12 protein-coding genes and 1 tRNA gene are annotated in these 14,896 nt (G+C 67.7%); 3 read left to right on the plus strand and 10 right to left on the minus strand.

All coding sequences use genetic code 11. The features are described from left to right. Positions 1–8 precede the first annotated feature (8 nt). Positions 9–845 carry a UbiA family prenyltransferase gene (locus KL788_RS01360; RefSeq protein ID WP_293167795.1) on the plus strand — a complete coding sequence of 279 codons (837 nt, stop codon included), beginning with the start codon at positions 9–11 and terminating at the stop codon, positions 843–845. A 3-nt stretch (positions 846–848) separates the two neighbouring features. Here the strand turns inward: KL788_RS01360 and KL788_RS01365 are convergent, their stop codons facing one another. Then, the gene (locus KL788_RS01365; RefSeq protein WP_293167797.1) at positions 849–2,225 is read right to left on the minus strand and encodes an MFS transporter; all 1,377 of its coding nucleotides are present in this window, start codon (positions 2,223–2,225) and stop codon (positions 849–851) included. Between the two features lie 56 nt (positions 2,226–2,281). Here KL788_RS01365 and KL788_RS01370 point away from each other — a divergent pair, with 56 nt between their 5' ends. Together KL788_RS01370 and KL788_RS01375 are read left to right on the plus strand one after the other, a co-directional pair. Beyond that, complete coding sequence (locus KL788_RS01370; RefSeq protein WP_293167799.1) at positions 2,282–4,948, plus strand: cation-translocating P-type ATPase; 2,667 nt, start codon at positions 2,282–2,284, stop codon at positions 4,946–4,948. Positions 4,949–4,983: 35 nt separating this feature from the next. Then, positions 4,984–5,352 (plus strand): rhodanese-like domain-containing protein, encoded by a 369-nt coding sequence (locus KL788_RS01375; RefSeq protein ID WP_293167801.1) that lies wholly within the window; start codon positions 4,984–4,986, stop codon positions 5,350–5,352. A gap of 25 nt (positions 5,353–5,377) precedes the next feature. Here the strand turns inward: KL788_RS01375 and KL788_RS01380 are convergent, their stop codons facing one another. The 9 genes from KL788_RS01380 to nadD all read right to left on the minus strand — a co-directional run bounded on the left by KL788_RS01380 (position 5,378) and on the right by nadD (position 14,884). Next, on the minus strand, positions 5,378–6,445 hold the full coding sequence (locus KL788_RS01380; protein ID WP_293167803.1) for an LLM class flavin-dependent oxidoreductase: 1,068 nt from the start codon (positions 6,443–6,445) through the stop codon (positions 5,378–5,380). A gap of 89 nt (positions 6,446–6,534) precedes the next feature. Continuing rightward, entirely contained in the window at positions 6,535–7,206 is a 672-nt protein-coding gene (gene pdxH, locus KL788_RS01385; protein WP_293167805.1) for a pyridoxamine 5'-phosphate oxidase, read from the minus strand. After that, complete coding sequence (locus tag KL788_RS01390) at positions 7,203–8,885, minus strand: hypothetical protein (protein ID WP_293167807.1); 1,683 nt, start codon at positions 8,883–8,885, stop codon at positions 7,203–7,205. Before KL788_RS01390 ends, pdxH begins: the two co-directional genes overlap by 4 nt. A 116-nt stretch (positions 8,886–9,001) precedes the next feature. Beyond that, positions 9,002–10,867 carry a PQQ-binding-like beta-propeller repeat protein gene (locus KL788_RS01395; RefSeq protein ID WP_293167809.1) on the minus strand — a complete coding sequence of 622 codons (1,866 nt, stop codon included), beginning with the start codon at positions 10,865–10,867 and terminating at the stop codon, positions 9,002–9,004. Between the two features lie 33 nt (positions 10,868–10,900). Beyond that, on the minus strand, positions 10,901–12,304 hold the full coding sequence (locus tag KL788_RS01400; RefSeq protein ID WP_293167811.1) for a pyridoxal phosphate-dependent decarboxylase family protein: 1,404 nt from the start codon (positions 12,302–12,304) through the stop codon (positions 10,901–10,903). A gap of 121 nt (positions 12,305–12,425) precedes the next feature. Further along, a tRNA-Ala gene (locus tag KL788_RS01405) sits at positions 12,426–12,501 on the minus strand. Positions 12,502–12,586: 85 nt separating this feature from the next. After that, the gene (rsfS, locus tag KL788_RS01410; protein WP_293167813.1) at positions 12,587–12,976 is read right to left on the minus strand and encodes a ribosome silencing factor; all 390 of its coding nucleotides are present in this window, start codon (positions 12,974–12,976) and stop codon (positions 12,587–12,589) included. 34 nt (positions 12,977–13,010) lie between these two features. Further along, complete coding sequence (locus tag KL788_RS01415) at positions 13,011–14,252, minus strand: hypothetical protein (protein WP_293167815.1); 1,242 nt, start codon at positions 14,250–14,252, stop codon at positions 13,011–13,013. Continuing rightward, positions 14,249–14,884, minus strand: a complete 636-nt coding sequence (gene nadD, locus KL788_RS01420; RefSeq protein WP_293167817.1) for a nicotinate-nucleotide adenylyltransferase — start codon at positions 14,882–14,884, stop codon at positions 14,249–14,251. The genes KL788_RS01415 and nadD overlap by 4 nt, the downstream gene beginning before the upstream one ends. Positions 14,885–14,896 lie beyond the last annotated feature (12 nt).

Consider the following 14,896-nt stretch of genomic DNA (forward strand, 5'->3'; position numbering starts at 1 on the left):
ATGGGCGGATGATGCAACGCCTGGGCGTCGTCGTCGGCGCTGCGCACATCGGTCCGACGCTCGTCGTGGCCTCGGTCACCACGGCCCTCGCGGCGCTGAGCGGACTCGATCCGATGCGCGTGGCGATTCTCGGCGCGATGATGCTGGCCAACCAGTTGTCGATCGGATGGTCGAACGATGCCATCGACGCGCAGCGCGACCTCGATGCCCGTCGGCGCGACAAGCCGGTCGTGCGGGGCGAGGTGAGCGCGCGCACCATTATGGTGCTCGCGGTGATCGCCGCCGTGGCGTCAGTGGGGCTGTCGCTGCTGCTGGGTCTCGCCCTCGCCACCGTGCACGGCATCGCCCTCGCCTCGGGCTGGGCGTACAACCTCGGCCTCAAGCGCACTGTCGCCGCGACGGCCTGCTACGTCATCAGCTTCGGGCTGATACCACTCATCGTCACGCTCGCTCGCGAAATTCCGGCTACCGCAGCCTGGTGGGCGATCGCCATGGGGGCATTCCTCGGGCTGGCCGCCCACTTCGCCAACGTGCTGCCCGATCTCGACGACGATCGTCGGCACGGCATCCGCTCGCTCCCCCATCGGATCGGCACGCGCCCGGCGGGCGTGGTCGCCCTTGCGTCGCTCTCGGGCGCCGGCCTGCTGGGAGCGCTCGGCCCGCCCGAGATTTCTCCCCTCTCGGCAGTCGGAGCCATCGCCACCACGGCCCTGCTCATCGCCGGAGTGGTCGTCGTGGTGCGAGCTCCAGCTTCGCGGGCGTTGTTTCGCATCATCATGGTCGCTGCCATCGCCGCGGTCGTCACGCTCGCGGGCGCGGCCGGCTCGTTCGTCGCCCAGGTTTAGCTTCTAGCGCGCTGCGGCCTCGACCTCTTCAGGCTCGGCCACCCGCCGAATGCCGATCGCCGATACGACTGCCCCGATCGAAAGAAGCGCGGCGCAGAGCTGCAGCGCACGGTCGAGCCATGCCGCGTCGACGACCGTGCCCACGACAGCGCCGAGCAACGCGATCGCCACGAGCCCTGAGATGCGAGAGATGGCGTTGTTCACAGCCGATGCGATGCCCGACCGAGCGGGCTCGATCGCGCCGAGCACGGCCGAGGTCAGCGGGGCGACCGTGACGGCGAGCCCGAGCCCGAGCAGCACGACGCCGAGCAGCGCTTGCGGCACGAAGTCGAAGGGCACGTCGATCGCCAGCATCGACACCAGGCCCGCCGCAGCGATGAGCGGCCCCGCCGTCATGAACCACCGCGAACCGAACCGGCCGGCGAGCGTGCCGAACAGTGACGAGAACGCGATGAGCATGATCGTGATCGGCAGCATGACGAGACCCGATGCGGTCGCACTGAGACCTGCGGCCTGCTGCAAGAAGAGCACAAGCACGAGCGTCGAGAGCGACAGCGCCGCATAGATCGCGACTGTCGCGAGGTTGCCGACGGCGAAATTGCGGTTGCGGAACAGTGAGAGGGGCATCATCGGATGCTGCGCCGTCGCCTGGCGCACGATGAAGCCGATCAGGCTCAGGACGCCGACGATGATCGGCACAATGACGACCGGAGACTGCCAGCCGTAGTTCGCCTGCTCGATGAGACCGAAGACGACACCCCCGAGCCCGAATGCGCCGAGCACGGCACCCCACACGTCGATAGGTGTGCGCACGGCAGCGGGCTCGTTGCGCATCGGCGCCATGAGGAGCATCGTCAGGGCGATCGGCACGACGTTGATGAAGAACACCCAGCGCCAGCTGAGCAGGTCGGTGAGCACACCACCGAGCAGGGGGCCGACGATGAACGCGGCCGACGTCCATGCCGTCCAGAGACCGATTGCTCGCGACTGCGCAGGGCCACGGTGCGTGCCCATGATGAGGGCGAGCGAACTGGGTACGAGCAACGCGCCAGCGACGCCCTGGGCGGCTCGTGCTGCGATGAGCAGTTCGGCCGTGGGTGCGAGCCCGCACGCGATCGACGCGATGCCGAAGCCAATGAGCCCGATGCGGAGCACGGCGATGCGGCCGAGCAGGTCGGAGAGCGAGCCAGCGAGCAGGATCAGCGCCCCGAGTGTGATCAGATACGCGTCGACAACCCACTGCTGCACCGGAAGGCCACCGCCGAGCTCGTCGGTGATCGCGGGTAGCGCCACCGTGATGATCGAGCCATCGAGAAACGCGACGAACGCGGCGAGAATGGCGACGAGCAGAGCCCGCCGATCCAGAGCTATCTTCGGCATGCGGTCAGTCAAACACGCAAGCGTCGCGCATCGAAAGGCCGAGTACCCTCACCATCATGAGCGCTGACGCTGACATCGCCTGGCACGAGGAGTCGATTGACGAGGTGCTGGAGGCACTCGACACCTCGACATTCGGGCTGAGCGAGACAGAGGTGCTCGCTCGGCGCGCCGAAGTCGGAGTCAACGAGCTCGTCAGCGCTCCTGCTACGCCATGGTGGCGAACGCTGCTGCGGCAGTTCTGGAGCCCGCTGATTGCCATCCTGCTGGGCGCTGCGATCATCACTGCACTGCTGCAGAAGTGGGTCGACGCGACGGCGATCATGGTGGTGCTCGTGCTCAACGCCTCGATCGGGTTCTGGCAGGAACGCAGAGCCGCATCTGAAGTACGAGCGCTCGCGCGGCTCTCGAGCCCGCACTGCCGCGTCGTGCGCGACGGGCGCGAGGTCGAGTTGGATGCTCGCGATGTGGTTCCCGGAGACATCGTGCTGCTCTCGAGCGGCGAACGAGTCGCCGCCGATCTGCGCCTGCTCGATGCCATCACCCTGCAGATCGACGAGTCGATGCTCACGGGCGAAGTCATGCCAGCATCCAAGGAGATCGCACCGGTCGCGCGCTCGTCAGGAGTCGGCGATCGCAGCTGCATGGCGTACAGCGGTACGTTCGTGGTCTCGGGCCGCGGCGCCGGCGTCGCCGTCGCCACCGGGGCGCACACAGAGATCGGGCTCATCAACGAACTCGTGCAACGTGCCTCGCCTCTGACACCGCTACAGCGCCTCACGCGTCAACTAGAACGCCGCATCGGTGTGCTGATCGGCGCCGTCTGCGCTGTTGTCTTCATTGCAGGGGCGGTGAGCGGGGGTGACCTGGCGGAGGTCTTTCTGTCTGCGGTGGCGCTCGCGGTCGCGTCGATTCCCGAGGCACTGCCGATCGTGCTCACGATTGCCATGAGTATCGGAGTCGCACGCATGGCGAAGCGGCGAGCCGTCTTGCGCACGCTGCCCGCCGTCGAGACGCTCGGATCGACGACGATCATCGGCTCCGACAAGACGGGCACTCTCACCCAGAACGTTCTGACGGTGGAGGAGGTCTGGACCCCTGACGGCCGCACTGTGCTGGCCTCCCCCTCGACGGGAGCACGACCTGACCCGCTCTTGCCGGAGACGCTGCGAGCGGGAGCGCTGACGAATGAGGCGCGAGCCTCGGCCGAATCGCGCACCGGATTCGTTGGCGACGCCGTCGATGTCGCCATGGCGATCGTGGCGATCAAGAGCGGTGCACTCGCTCTCGAGGATCTCGAGGCGCCCGCCCTGCTGCATGTTCCCTACGAACCAGAACTGGGGTACTGCCAGACTGTGCGACAGCTGCCCGACGGTCGCCGGATGCTCTACGTGAAGGGCTCTCCCGACAAGCTGCTCAACATGGCGACGACCATGCGCACAGTGGTGGCTGACGAACCCATCGACGTCGAGGAGGTCTCCGACGCGAACCACGAGATGGCGTCACGCGGGTTGCGCGTCATCGCCACTGCAGAGCGGGTGCTCGACGATGACGAGGGGCACGACGGGTTTCTTGCGATACCTGCGCGACTCACCCTTCTCGGTCTCGAGGGCATGACCGACCCCCCGCGCCCGGGCGTGGCCGCTGCGATCGCCGCGTGCCAGGACGCCGGCATCGCCGTGAAGATGATCACCGGCGACCACCCTTCCACTGCAGAGGCGATCGCCGACCGCCTCGGTATTCCTCGGCGCGGTCCAGCGATCACCGGAGATGAGATGTCGCGTCTCGACGACGACCTGCTCGTCGCCCGGCTGCGCGAGACGAGCGTGGCCGCTCGCGTGTCGCCGCAGGACAAGCTGCGCATCGTGACGGTATTGCAGGCGGCGGGCGAGGTGGTCGCGGTCACCGGCGACGGCGTCAACGACGCTCCTGCCCTCAAAGCCGCATCGATCGGAGTGGCCATGGGCGAGTCAGGTACCGAGGTCGCCCGTGAAGCCGCTGACCTCGTGCTCGCCGACGACAACTTCGCCACCATCGTGGGCGCGGTCCACCAAGGCCGCGTCACCTTCGCCGCGATCCGCAAAGCGACGTTCTTCTTGCTGTCGACAGCACTCGGCATCATCATCGCGGTCTTGATCAATGTGTTCAGTGACCAACCGCTCCTGTTCTTGCCGGTGCAGATCCTGTGGATCAATCTGGTGACCAACGGACTACAAGATGTCGCCCTCGCGTTTGAGCCAGCCGAAGGAGGTGAACTGAGCAGACCGCCGCGGTCACGCAACGAGGGGCTGCTCTCACGCGTGCTGTGGATTCGTCTCATCGTGACGGGCGCGTGGATCGGCATGGTCATTCTCGTGACGTTCTCGTGGGCGACCGCCGCCGGCTACGACGACGACCACGCGCGCACACTGGCCCTGACGATGCTCGTGTGCATGAACTTCTTCCACGCCGGCAGCTCACGGGCCGAGCATCGGTCGCTGTTCGCCTTGAGCCCGGTGAGCAATCCCTTCTTGCTCATCACGGCGGCAGGGTCGCTGTTGCTGCAGGCCGGCGCGATGTCGTGGGCGCCGAGCGCGGCGGTTCTCGGGCTGTCGCCGTTGTCACTCAGCGAGTGGGTGGTCTGCTTCGCGGTCGGATCGACGGTGCTCGTCATCGTCGAGATCGAAAAGCTGGTGCGTCAGGGTGTAGAGACGCGATCCCGAAAGAATACCCCCGGGGGTATCTGATAGACTGGATTTCTCCCTACCGCAAAGGAACCGCTATGCGCCGCATTCTGCTCTCGATCACCCTGGCCCTCGGCCTTGCTCTCGGTGCCACCGCCTGCGCGCCGACCGCCGAGCCGGTCGCGCTCGACGCCGGCACCGTCGTGATCGACGTGCGCACCCCCGCCGAGTTCGCCTCAGGTCACCTCGAGGGCGCCGTCAACATCGACGTGCAGTCGGCCGACTTCGAGTCACGTATCAGCGAGCTCGACCCGGCGGGCACCTACTTCGTCTACTGCCGCAGCGGCAACCGTTCCGGCCAAGCGATCGCCCGCATGGAGGCGCTCGGCTTCAGCGACCTGACCAACGGGGGCAGCGTCGAGAGTGCTTCGGCTGCGACGGGTATCGCCGTCGTCACCGGTCAGTAGCGCGCTCGGCGCGGAACGAGCGCGCTCAGGCCCCGCTGGGCACGAGGCGCTCGGCGAGCAGTTCGCGCACGCGCGGGATCACCTGCGTGCCGTAGAGCTCGATCGCGTGCATGAGCTTCTCGTGCTGCAGCGGCCCCGTGCTGTACTTCAGATCGAAGCGCTGGATGCCGAGAGTCGACACCGTGTCGGCGATCTTGCGGGCGACCGTCTCGGGCGAGCCCACGTAGAGAGCGCCCTGCTCGACCTCGGCACGGAAGTGCTCGTAGGTCGTCGGGCCCCAGCCGCGCTCGCGGCCGATGCGACCGAACATCTGCTCGTAGGCGGGCCACAGCTCTTCCATCGCCTGCTCATCGGAGTCGGCGATGTACCCCGGTGAATGCACACCGACGGGCTGCCACGGCTTCTCGAGCTGCGTGAGCGCACGGTGGTAGAGCTCGACGAAGGGCGCGAACCGCTCGGCCTGACCACCGATGATCGCGAGCATGAGCGGAAAGCCGTAGTGCGCTGCCCGCACGACCGACTCGGGGCTGCCCCCGACGCCGACCCACGTGCGCAGAGATCCATTCTCTGTGGTGGGGTAGACCATCTGGTCGACGAGCGGCGCCCGAGTGCTGCCCTGCCAGGTCACGGGCTGCTCTTTGTGCACCTCGGCGAACAGGTTGAGCTTCTCTTCGAAGAGCGTCTGGTAATCCTGCAGCTGGTAGCCGAAGAGCGGGAAGGACTCGGTGAACGAACCGCGCCCCATGATGATGTCGGCGCGACCGTTCGAGATGGCCTCGATCGTCGCGAACCGTTGGAAGACACGAATCGGGTCGTCAGAACTGAGCACAGTGACGCCGCTGCCGATACGGATGCGCTCGGTACGGGCGGCGATCGCAGCCAGAACGATGTCGGGTGCCGACACCGCGAAGTCGTCGCGGTGGTGCTCGCCAATCGTGATCGCGTCGATGCCGACCTGGTCGGCCAGGACGCCCTCTTCGACCACGTTGCGGATCACCTGACCGTACGGCAGCGGTCGCCCGTCAGCATCGGCCGTCACATCGCCGAAGGTGTCGATGCCGAGCTCGAGGTCGTGCGCGTCGGTGATGGCCATGAGGGTCTCCTGCTCTCCTAGATCGCGATTCTATGCGTTCGCATCGACAGGGCCAACACGAGGGCGCCGAGTTGTATTCCGCGATCGCGCTACGGCTGCAGACGCTCGACGGTCCAGCCCCCATGGCCCTGCCGGCTGAAGACCAGCCGGTCGTGCAAGCGTGACGTTCGACCCTGCCAGAACTCGATACGGCGCGGCACGATGCGGAACCCGCCCCAGCGCTCGGGACGCGGAATCTGCGGCTCGTCGGCGAACCGGGAGTCAGCATCCCGCACCTTCTGCTCGAGCGCGTCACGCGAGGCGATCGTCTGCGACTGGTCGCTCGACCACGCCGCGACCTGCGCGCCGCGGGGTCGCGCCGCGAAGTAGGCGTCGGAGTCTTCCGTCTCGACCGGGTGCGCCTCGCCGAACACGATGACCTGACGATGCAGGGTGTACCACGGGAAGACGGCTGAGACCGCGGGGTTCGCCAGCAAAGCGCGCCCCTTGCGGGAGGTGTAGTCGGTGTAGAACGAGAAGCCTCGGTCATCGACGCCTCGCAGCAGCACAGTGCGGATCGACGGCGACCCTTCCGGGTCGATCGTGCCCAGCACCATCGCGTTGGGCTCGTACACCTCGCGCTCGGCGGCCTCGGCGAGCCACGCGGCGAACTGCGCGAACGGGTCATCGGCGAGATCGGCTTCTTCGAGCTTCTCGACGCCGTAGTCGGTGTGCGTGCGCAGTGCGCTCTCGAGGGCAGGGTCGGGCGAGAGTTCGGTCATGCGCCCACGTTAGGCCGCGGCGCCGGTGAATCGGCCGAATTCTTCTCAGCGGCACTCGCCCAGACCGCCATCACCGAGGCGAGAATAAGAGCGGTGCCGAGCAGTTCGTCTCCGAACTGCGCGAAGGAGTCGAGGTCGATCGCCGCACCCAGATCGCGTGCGAGTGCACCGAACGCGAGCACGGTCACCCCGAACACGGCATTGGCGAGAAAGAGCATGACCCGCGCAGAAGCGGGATAGGCGTGGCTGTCGCGATGGGTGATGTCGGCATCGGTCACGAAGCCCCAGATGAAGCCGAACAGAACGAGCGCGATTCCGCTCGCGCCGATGAGCACGCTGAGCGGGTCTGCGAGCACATCGCGCCATGCCGCCGCGGCCGACAGCAGCAGTGCGACGGTTAGCAACGCGAGCCGACGGCCGTCGAGCAGGCGACGAACGGCAAGACCGGCCGCCAGCAGCAGAGTGCAGAGCGCGATGATCGCCGCGATGCTCTCGTACGACCAGCTGATCGTCAACGGTGAGACGAACGGCAGCACGCTGACGATGGCGATCACGGCGATCGCTGCGAGCAGCTCGGGTATTCCACGGCTGCCGCGTCGAGCGGACATCGCAGCCGAGACCAGCAGGCCGACGCCCACCAGTAGCCGAACGACCGACTGTGTGTCAGAACTGCGCAGCAGGTCAGCGACTGCGAACATTCCTCCGACGGTGTCAGTGCCGACACCCCACGACGTGAGCACCTGAGCGGTCAGCAGCAGTACGACGACGGGCGCCAGAGTGATTGTCAGAGCGGCCGCGACCGGGAAACCGACGTCGTCGAGTCGCAGCATGACGTCGTCGATCGTCGTGGCAGCGGTGTTCCGCAGGCGCCCGATGATCCACCACGCCCCTGCGATCGCCGCCACGATGCCGATCGAGAGCGGCAGGTCGACGGGGTCGATCACCGCACCGACTCCCGCGGCGGAGCCGACGACCAGTTCGCCGATGCGCCAGACCGCGACGAGGGCGAACGCCGCGATCAGGATGACCGGCACCGTGCGCGCGACGACCTCAGCACGGTCCCGGGTTCGGGGCCTCTCGAGGGCTGCGACGGCCGATGTGGCGGCCGTGACAGCGAACTCGGCGACAGCGACTCCGGCCGCGAGCGCCGCAGGAACCGCCAGCAGACCTATTGACGTCATGACCAGCGAGGCCGCTGTGGGCGCGAAGTCGATGCCGAACGGAGCACTCTCCGCCGCCGATCGTGCGAGGGCGACGACCGCCGCAAAACCCATGATGCCGAGCACGAGCGGAAACTCCCACCACGCGAATCGCGCACGCCGACGTGCCACCACGAGCACGATGATCGACATCACCGCGAGCGCTGAGATCAGCTTGCCGGCGGTCAGGGCGAACCCTCCCGAGCCATCCACGCCGAAATCGAGCGAGCCGATGAACAGCAGAGCGAGCGAGGCCATAGTCGTCAAGGCGACGGTCGTGCGCCCTCGCGTGTGGATCGCCGCCGTCTGCATGAGCGCCACCGAGAGGATCACGAGCCAGAAGATGGTCGTGAGCATCAGGCGAGGCAGCGACAGCACCGTCGACGCGACGCTGACCGTGAGCGGCGCGAATTCGCGAATAAGCGGGGCTGTCACGATGAGCAGCACGGCAAGCCAGAAGGCGACGACGCCGACGAGCACGACGGGAGCCAGCCCGCGGGGCCACCCAGTATCACGGAGCCTGCCGCGCGTGATCGGCTCGCTGATGAGCCCCCGCCAGAACCGTGCGATCCCAGCCCCGATCCTGCGTACGGCGTTCACTCGAGCACCCAGCGCTGCACGGAGCCATCGCTCTCCACCAGCACGATCGCAGTGCCGACCACGACGGCGGCGGTACTCGAGCTGACCGGCTCAGATTCGCGGGCACGCTCATCGATCACCGCTCCGTCACTCACCGTGCGCAGCACGACCGACCCCCGCTGAACGACCCCGATCACCTCGCCCGAGCCGAGCAGGCTGACTCCCCCGGGCGATCGCCAGCGCACGGAGCCATCGATCGCCCCGAAGGCGACGGTGCGCTCATCAGACAGCACGACGACGATGCCGGCTCCGAAAGCGACGTCGACCGCGATGCCGGTGAAGACGGTCGAGAACCGCTCTGCGCCGTCGTCGACCTCGAGCCCGATCAGGTCTCCCGACTCTGTCATCGCAACGACGAGCCCGCTTCCGGGGTCGACCGCCAGCACATCGACGAGACCAGCATCAGTGCGCCAGACCTGCTCGCCCGTCGTGACGTCGAGCGCGGTGAGTCGTTCGCGCTCGTCGGCCACGACGACGATGCCACCCGGGATCGCAGTGGCCGCGCGCGCGTCGGCACCGATCGACCTCGACCACTGCACCGAGCCGGTCGCCGTGTCGAGCACCGTGACCGTGCCGCTGCGCGCGACCACGGCGACCTCGGCGGCACGCACGTCTGCTGTGTGCGGCGCGATGAGCACGAGCTCGTCGGCAGGCCAGCTCCACAGTCGTCGGCCCGTGCTGTCGTAGGCGACGACCTGACGCTGCGAGGTGGTCGCGAGCACGAGATCGCCAACAGCAGCCACGGCGACGATCGTTCCTCCAGGATGCCCCGCCCAGTCGAGCGTCGCGACGCCGTCACCGAGGCTCCACACCTGCACATCGTCACCGCGGTCGTTCGCCGTGACGAGCCTGCCGTCGACCGTTGAGGTGGGAGCGACCCAGAATTGACCGCTCGCCTCTGACGGGCCGAAGAAGGGGTCGACGATCGCGAGCTCGAGCGGTTGACCGTCGCCGAGCCTTGAGGTCGAGGTCACGACATCTGGCCACGCTGCGACCGTCGCAGACACCGCATCAGCGGCCTGCAGCGCTGCGGGCCGCACTTCAGCCTGCCCCACCGCCTGTCCGTCAAGGGTGCCGCTGCTCCACACCGGGCCTCGACCGGGGCACCAGACGACGGCTTCGACCAGTTCGGTGGAGAAGCCGTCTGCCGGGCTCTCGAGTCGCAGAGTCGTCTCGACCCCGATGCATCCGCCGGTCAAGGGAATCTCCCGACCCTCGACATCGGTGAACGGGCCCTTAGCGGCGCGCGCAGTCGACGTCGCGGTGTACGTCAGCACTTCCCCGGCGAGGGCGGTGCCACTGTCGCTCCAGGTATCGCCGGGCTGCACCGAGGCCGGCAGCACGAGCAGCTCGGGTTCGAAGACGAAACCGACCGGCCCACCCCACGATGCGACCTGCCCGATGCCCGCATCCGACAGGCGGTACAGATCGGTGAAGCGCTCCCCCATGCTGCTGACCCGCGATGCCTTCCACCACTGGGCCCGGCGCAGCGTCTCGTCGCCGAGCCTCTCGAGCAGCGCGCTGGTGACCGTCAGCGGAGCAGCGAAGGCGCCTTCGACCCCGAGCGAGCGGGTGTGCTCTGTGACCGTCTCGACCCCGTCAGCGGCGACCATCACGGTGCGCTGACCTTCAGATGGCACAAACCGGGCTGATGCTCCGCCGAGCGCGTCGGGAGCGACGAGATCGACCGCATCGAGCGACGCGCTGAGCAGCAGCGCGACCAGCGGGGTCACGACCCACGGTACCCACGCAGGCGCACCTCGGCGTGGAGGCGCAGCGTCGGCCGCGGAGGCGAACGGCGCCACGGGCGTGCCGGAGGTCACGATCGTCAGTGTAGGGCCGCCGCACCCCGGCGGTCACTGCATCGAGTCGAGGATTCCCGTCAGGTCTTCGAGGGTCGTGCGGGGATTCACGATCGCGAAACGAGCGTTCGTGCGGCCCGCGTGCGAGCTGGGCACGACGAAAGCGTGCTGATCGTCGAGCAGCCGGTTCGACCAGTGCGCATAGTCACCGGGGTGCCAGCCGACGCGCTCGAACACCACAACCGAGAGCTGCGGCTCGCGCACGAGGGCGACATGGTCGCGTTGCTCGATCTCGGCCGCGACCGCATGCGCGAGGTCGATCGACGCGGTGATCGCATCGCGGTAGGCCTGCGCCCCGAAGGTCGCGAGTGAGAACCACAGCGGCAGGCCGCGCGCGCGACGAGTCAGCTGCACCGAGTAGTCAGACGGGTTCCATTCGGTCGACTCGGTGAGGGCATCCAAGTACTCGGCATGCTGCGTGTGCGCGACGCGGGCGATCTCGGAATCACGGTAGAGCAGCGCGCACGAGTCGAAGGGGGTGAAGAGCCACTTGTGGGGGTCGACGATGAGCGAGTCAGCTCGTTCGATGCCGGCGAACCGCCACCGCGCGGCATCACTGAGCGCGGCAGCGAGCCCGTACGCGCCGTCGATGTGCAGCCAGAAGTCGTGCTCGTCTTTCAGAGCGGCGATCGACGCGATGTCGTCGACGATGCCGAAGTTGGTCGACCCGCCCGTCGCGACCACCGCGATGACGGCCGTACCGTGCTCGATAAGCGCCTCGCGCACCTGCTCGCCGTGCATGACCCCGCTGGCGCCGACGGGGATCGCGACAACGTCGACATCCATGACCTTCGCGGCGCTCTTGATCGACGAGTGCGCCTCGGCGCTGCCGATGATCACCCAACGCTCAGGACGCGGCCGACCAGCCGCGCGGCGCTCTCGGTCGGCATGATCGCGCGCGGCCACCAGTGCCGAGAGGTTGCCGATGGTGCCGCCCTGCACGAAGACCCCGCCCGCGCCGCCCGGTAGCCCGAACTCGGCGGCGAGCCAGGCGAGCACCTCGTTCTCGGCGAAGACAGCACCCGAACCCTCGAGCCACGAACCTCCGTAGACGGCCGTCGCCGACACAATGAGATCGAACGCTGTCGCGGCCTTCGAGGGCGCGGAGGGAATGAACGACAGATAGCGAGGATGCTCGGTCGTGATGCACGACGGAGCGAGCACGTTCTCGAACAGCGAGAGCGCGCGCCGAGCACCCATACCCTCGGCGCTGATACTGCCCCCGGCGAGCCGACGAAGCTCGGCGGGCGTGAAGGGTTTGTCGAGGGGTGTGTCTTCGCTGAGGATGCGGCGACGCGCGTATTCGAGCACCATGTCGACAATCTGGGTGGTCTCGTCGGTGATGGCGTGCATGCGCACGGCGGGGTCGACCCCCGGGACGGCTGGAGTGGTGCTCACCAGTAGGTCCTCTCGAACCGGGTCGTCGCCCAGGGCGGCGACCCTCCCGCGCGCCGCCCCGCCACTCGGGTCAGCAGGCGCTGGATACGACGAATCCCGGCCGAAACCGGGATTCTGATCGTGGTGGACCTGAGGGGACTCGAACCCCTGACCCCCTGCATGCCATGCAGGTGCGCTACCAGCTGCGCCACAGGCCCGTGCGCGACGGCTCAAGAGCCGGTTACAACTCACTCAGAGTAGTACACGCCGCCGCCCCCGACCAATTCGGCACCGTGCCGCGGTTCAGTCGACGTCTGCGGGTTCTGTCTGCTGCTCGGTGAGCTGCAGGGGCACGACGGGGCAGTCTTTCCAGAGCCGCTCGAGCGAGTAGAACAGGCGCTCTTCTTCGTGGAACACGTGCACAATGACATCTCCGAAGTCGAGCAGGATCCATCGCCCCTCAGCACGCCCCTCGCGACGCAACGGCTTGGCGCCGGCCTCGATCATGCGGTCTTCGACCTCAGACGCGATCGCCTGCACGTTGCGCTCGTTGCGCCCCGTGACGATCAGGAAGACATCGGTCAGCGGCAGAGGGCCGGAGACATCGAGCGCGACCAGGTCGTCGCCCTGCTTGGAGTCTGCCGCCTGCGCGGCGACCTGGGTGAGAGCGAGAGCACGATCAGAGGCGGTCACAGTGTCCTTTGGCGAATACGGGCGGCGGAAGCACTCAGAATAGCCCGTTCGCCGCAGCCACGACGAAGAGACCGATGGCGATGACCGCCATACCGACCGTCGAGGCGACAAGCACAGTCGTCACGGTGTTGCTCGTCGAGGGCTTGCCGGTCATGACCGTGTGCGTGGCGGTATGACTGCTGATGGCTTTGAGTGCACTCACGGGCGCCGAATCGGGGGCCGACACCTCGCGGTCGTCCGCATCGAACAGGTCATCGAGATCGGGGCTGTCATGCAGGGTGGGCACGGTGCCCGTCGACGCGTGCATCGGAGAGACCGTGATCATGCCCGTGATGATGATCTCGCCGGTGCCGGCGACCGGCCCCGCGATGCTGCCGGTCGGCATCTCGGGTAGCACGAGAGCGTTGGTATTGAGGCTCGTCGCTGACCCGACCTCGCGGCTGAACGTGTTCTCGAAAGGATCTTCGTCATCGTGAATGCCGGTCGACCAGTGCGAACCCGTCGACGTCGGCACCACGGGAGTCGGTCGCACGACGGGCGGCTGCACAAGCTCAGGCTCAACGTGCAGCGGCTCGTTGAGCACGGGAGCGTGATGCACGGGGGCCGGGTCGACAGGGGCCTGCCGCACCGGTTCGACCAGAGTGGGCGTCTCGGCGGCGGGCGGCGGCGACTCGGCCGGCGCGGGCACGACGGCGGGCGCCTGCGCCGCGCGCAGCTCGCGCAGTTCTCGACGCGAGAGCGTGACCTCTACCGGACGGTCTGCCGTGGCCGGCTGCTCTGTCTCGGGAACAGTGATCACATGGGCCGGCGGCACAGGCGGGTCGACGACTGCGGGTGGCACGACCGGGCGGTGCGACAACTGCGTGTGGTACTCGAGCGGAGTGTCGAAGGTGGGACTCTCGACAGAGGCCGGCGCTTCGTCAGAAACCGCGGGCGGCCTGAAGTCGCGCCGCCGCACGCGCTCGGCGCCGTGTTCGGATAGAGCGGGTGGAGCGACGGGCGGCGGGGCCTGGTGAATCGGAGCAGGCGTCTCGATCGTCGGCATCGCCGGCACTGTGCGCTCGTCGTAGTGCGGCACACGCGGGCGCACCTGCGTGCGGTAGGTCATGTCGGTCGGCGCCGACGACGGCACCGATGCCGGTGTCGCCCCGCTGCGACCCGAAGCCGTACGCCCGTCGCCAGGCGGCTGTGCGAAGGTCTCGACGCCAGCCCGCTCGGCCTCGAGTGCGCGTCGCGCGGCGCGGCGGCTCAGTGGCTGGTCGTGCGGGCTGGTCATGATGGAAGGCTCCGGTACAGCTGGTGCTTGGCGATGTACTGCACCACTCCGTCGGGCACCAGGTACCAGACCGGGGAGCCCTGCTCGACGCGGTGGCGGCAATCGGTAGACGAGATGGCGAGCGCGGGAATCTCGAGCAAGCTTACGTCGCGGTGCGGCAATGCGCTAATGCTGAGCGAGTGGCCCGGCCTGCTCACTGCGACGAAGTTCGCGAGCTTCCAGAGCTCGTCGGCGTTCTTCCAGTCGAGTATCTGCGCGATCGCATCGGCACCTGAGATGAAGAACAAATCGGCATCAGGATGCTCGGCGCGCAGATCGCGCAGCGTGTCGATCGTGTAGGTGGGCCCGTCTCGATCGATGTCGACGCGGCTCACGCGGAACCGTGGGTTCGACGCGGTCGCGATCACCGTCATGAGGTACCGGTGCTCGCTGTGGGTAACGCCTTGCTTCTGGTACGGCTCGCCCGTCGGCACGAACACGACCTCATCGAGACCGAACGCCTGACCGACTTCGCTACCGGCCACGAGGTGACCGTGGTGGATCGGGTCGAACGTGCCGCCCATGATGCCGATGCGCTTGCGCGGCACCGTCGCCGTGTCGGCGTCGGCGGGTGTCGCAGACAGGGCGGACATCGGGGCGATCGC

It is taken from the genome of Microcella sp. (genome assembly GCF_019739195.1).
In the GTDB taxonomy this organism is placed as follows: Bacteria; Actinomycetota; Actinomycetes; order Actinomycetales; family Microbacteriaceae; genus Microcella.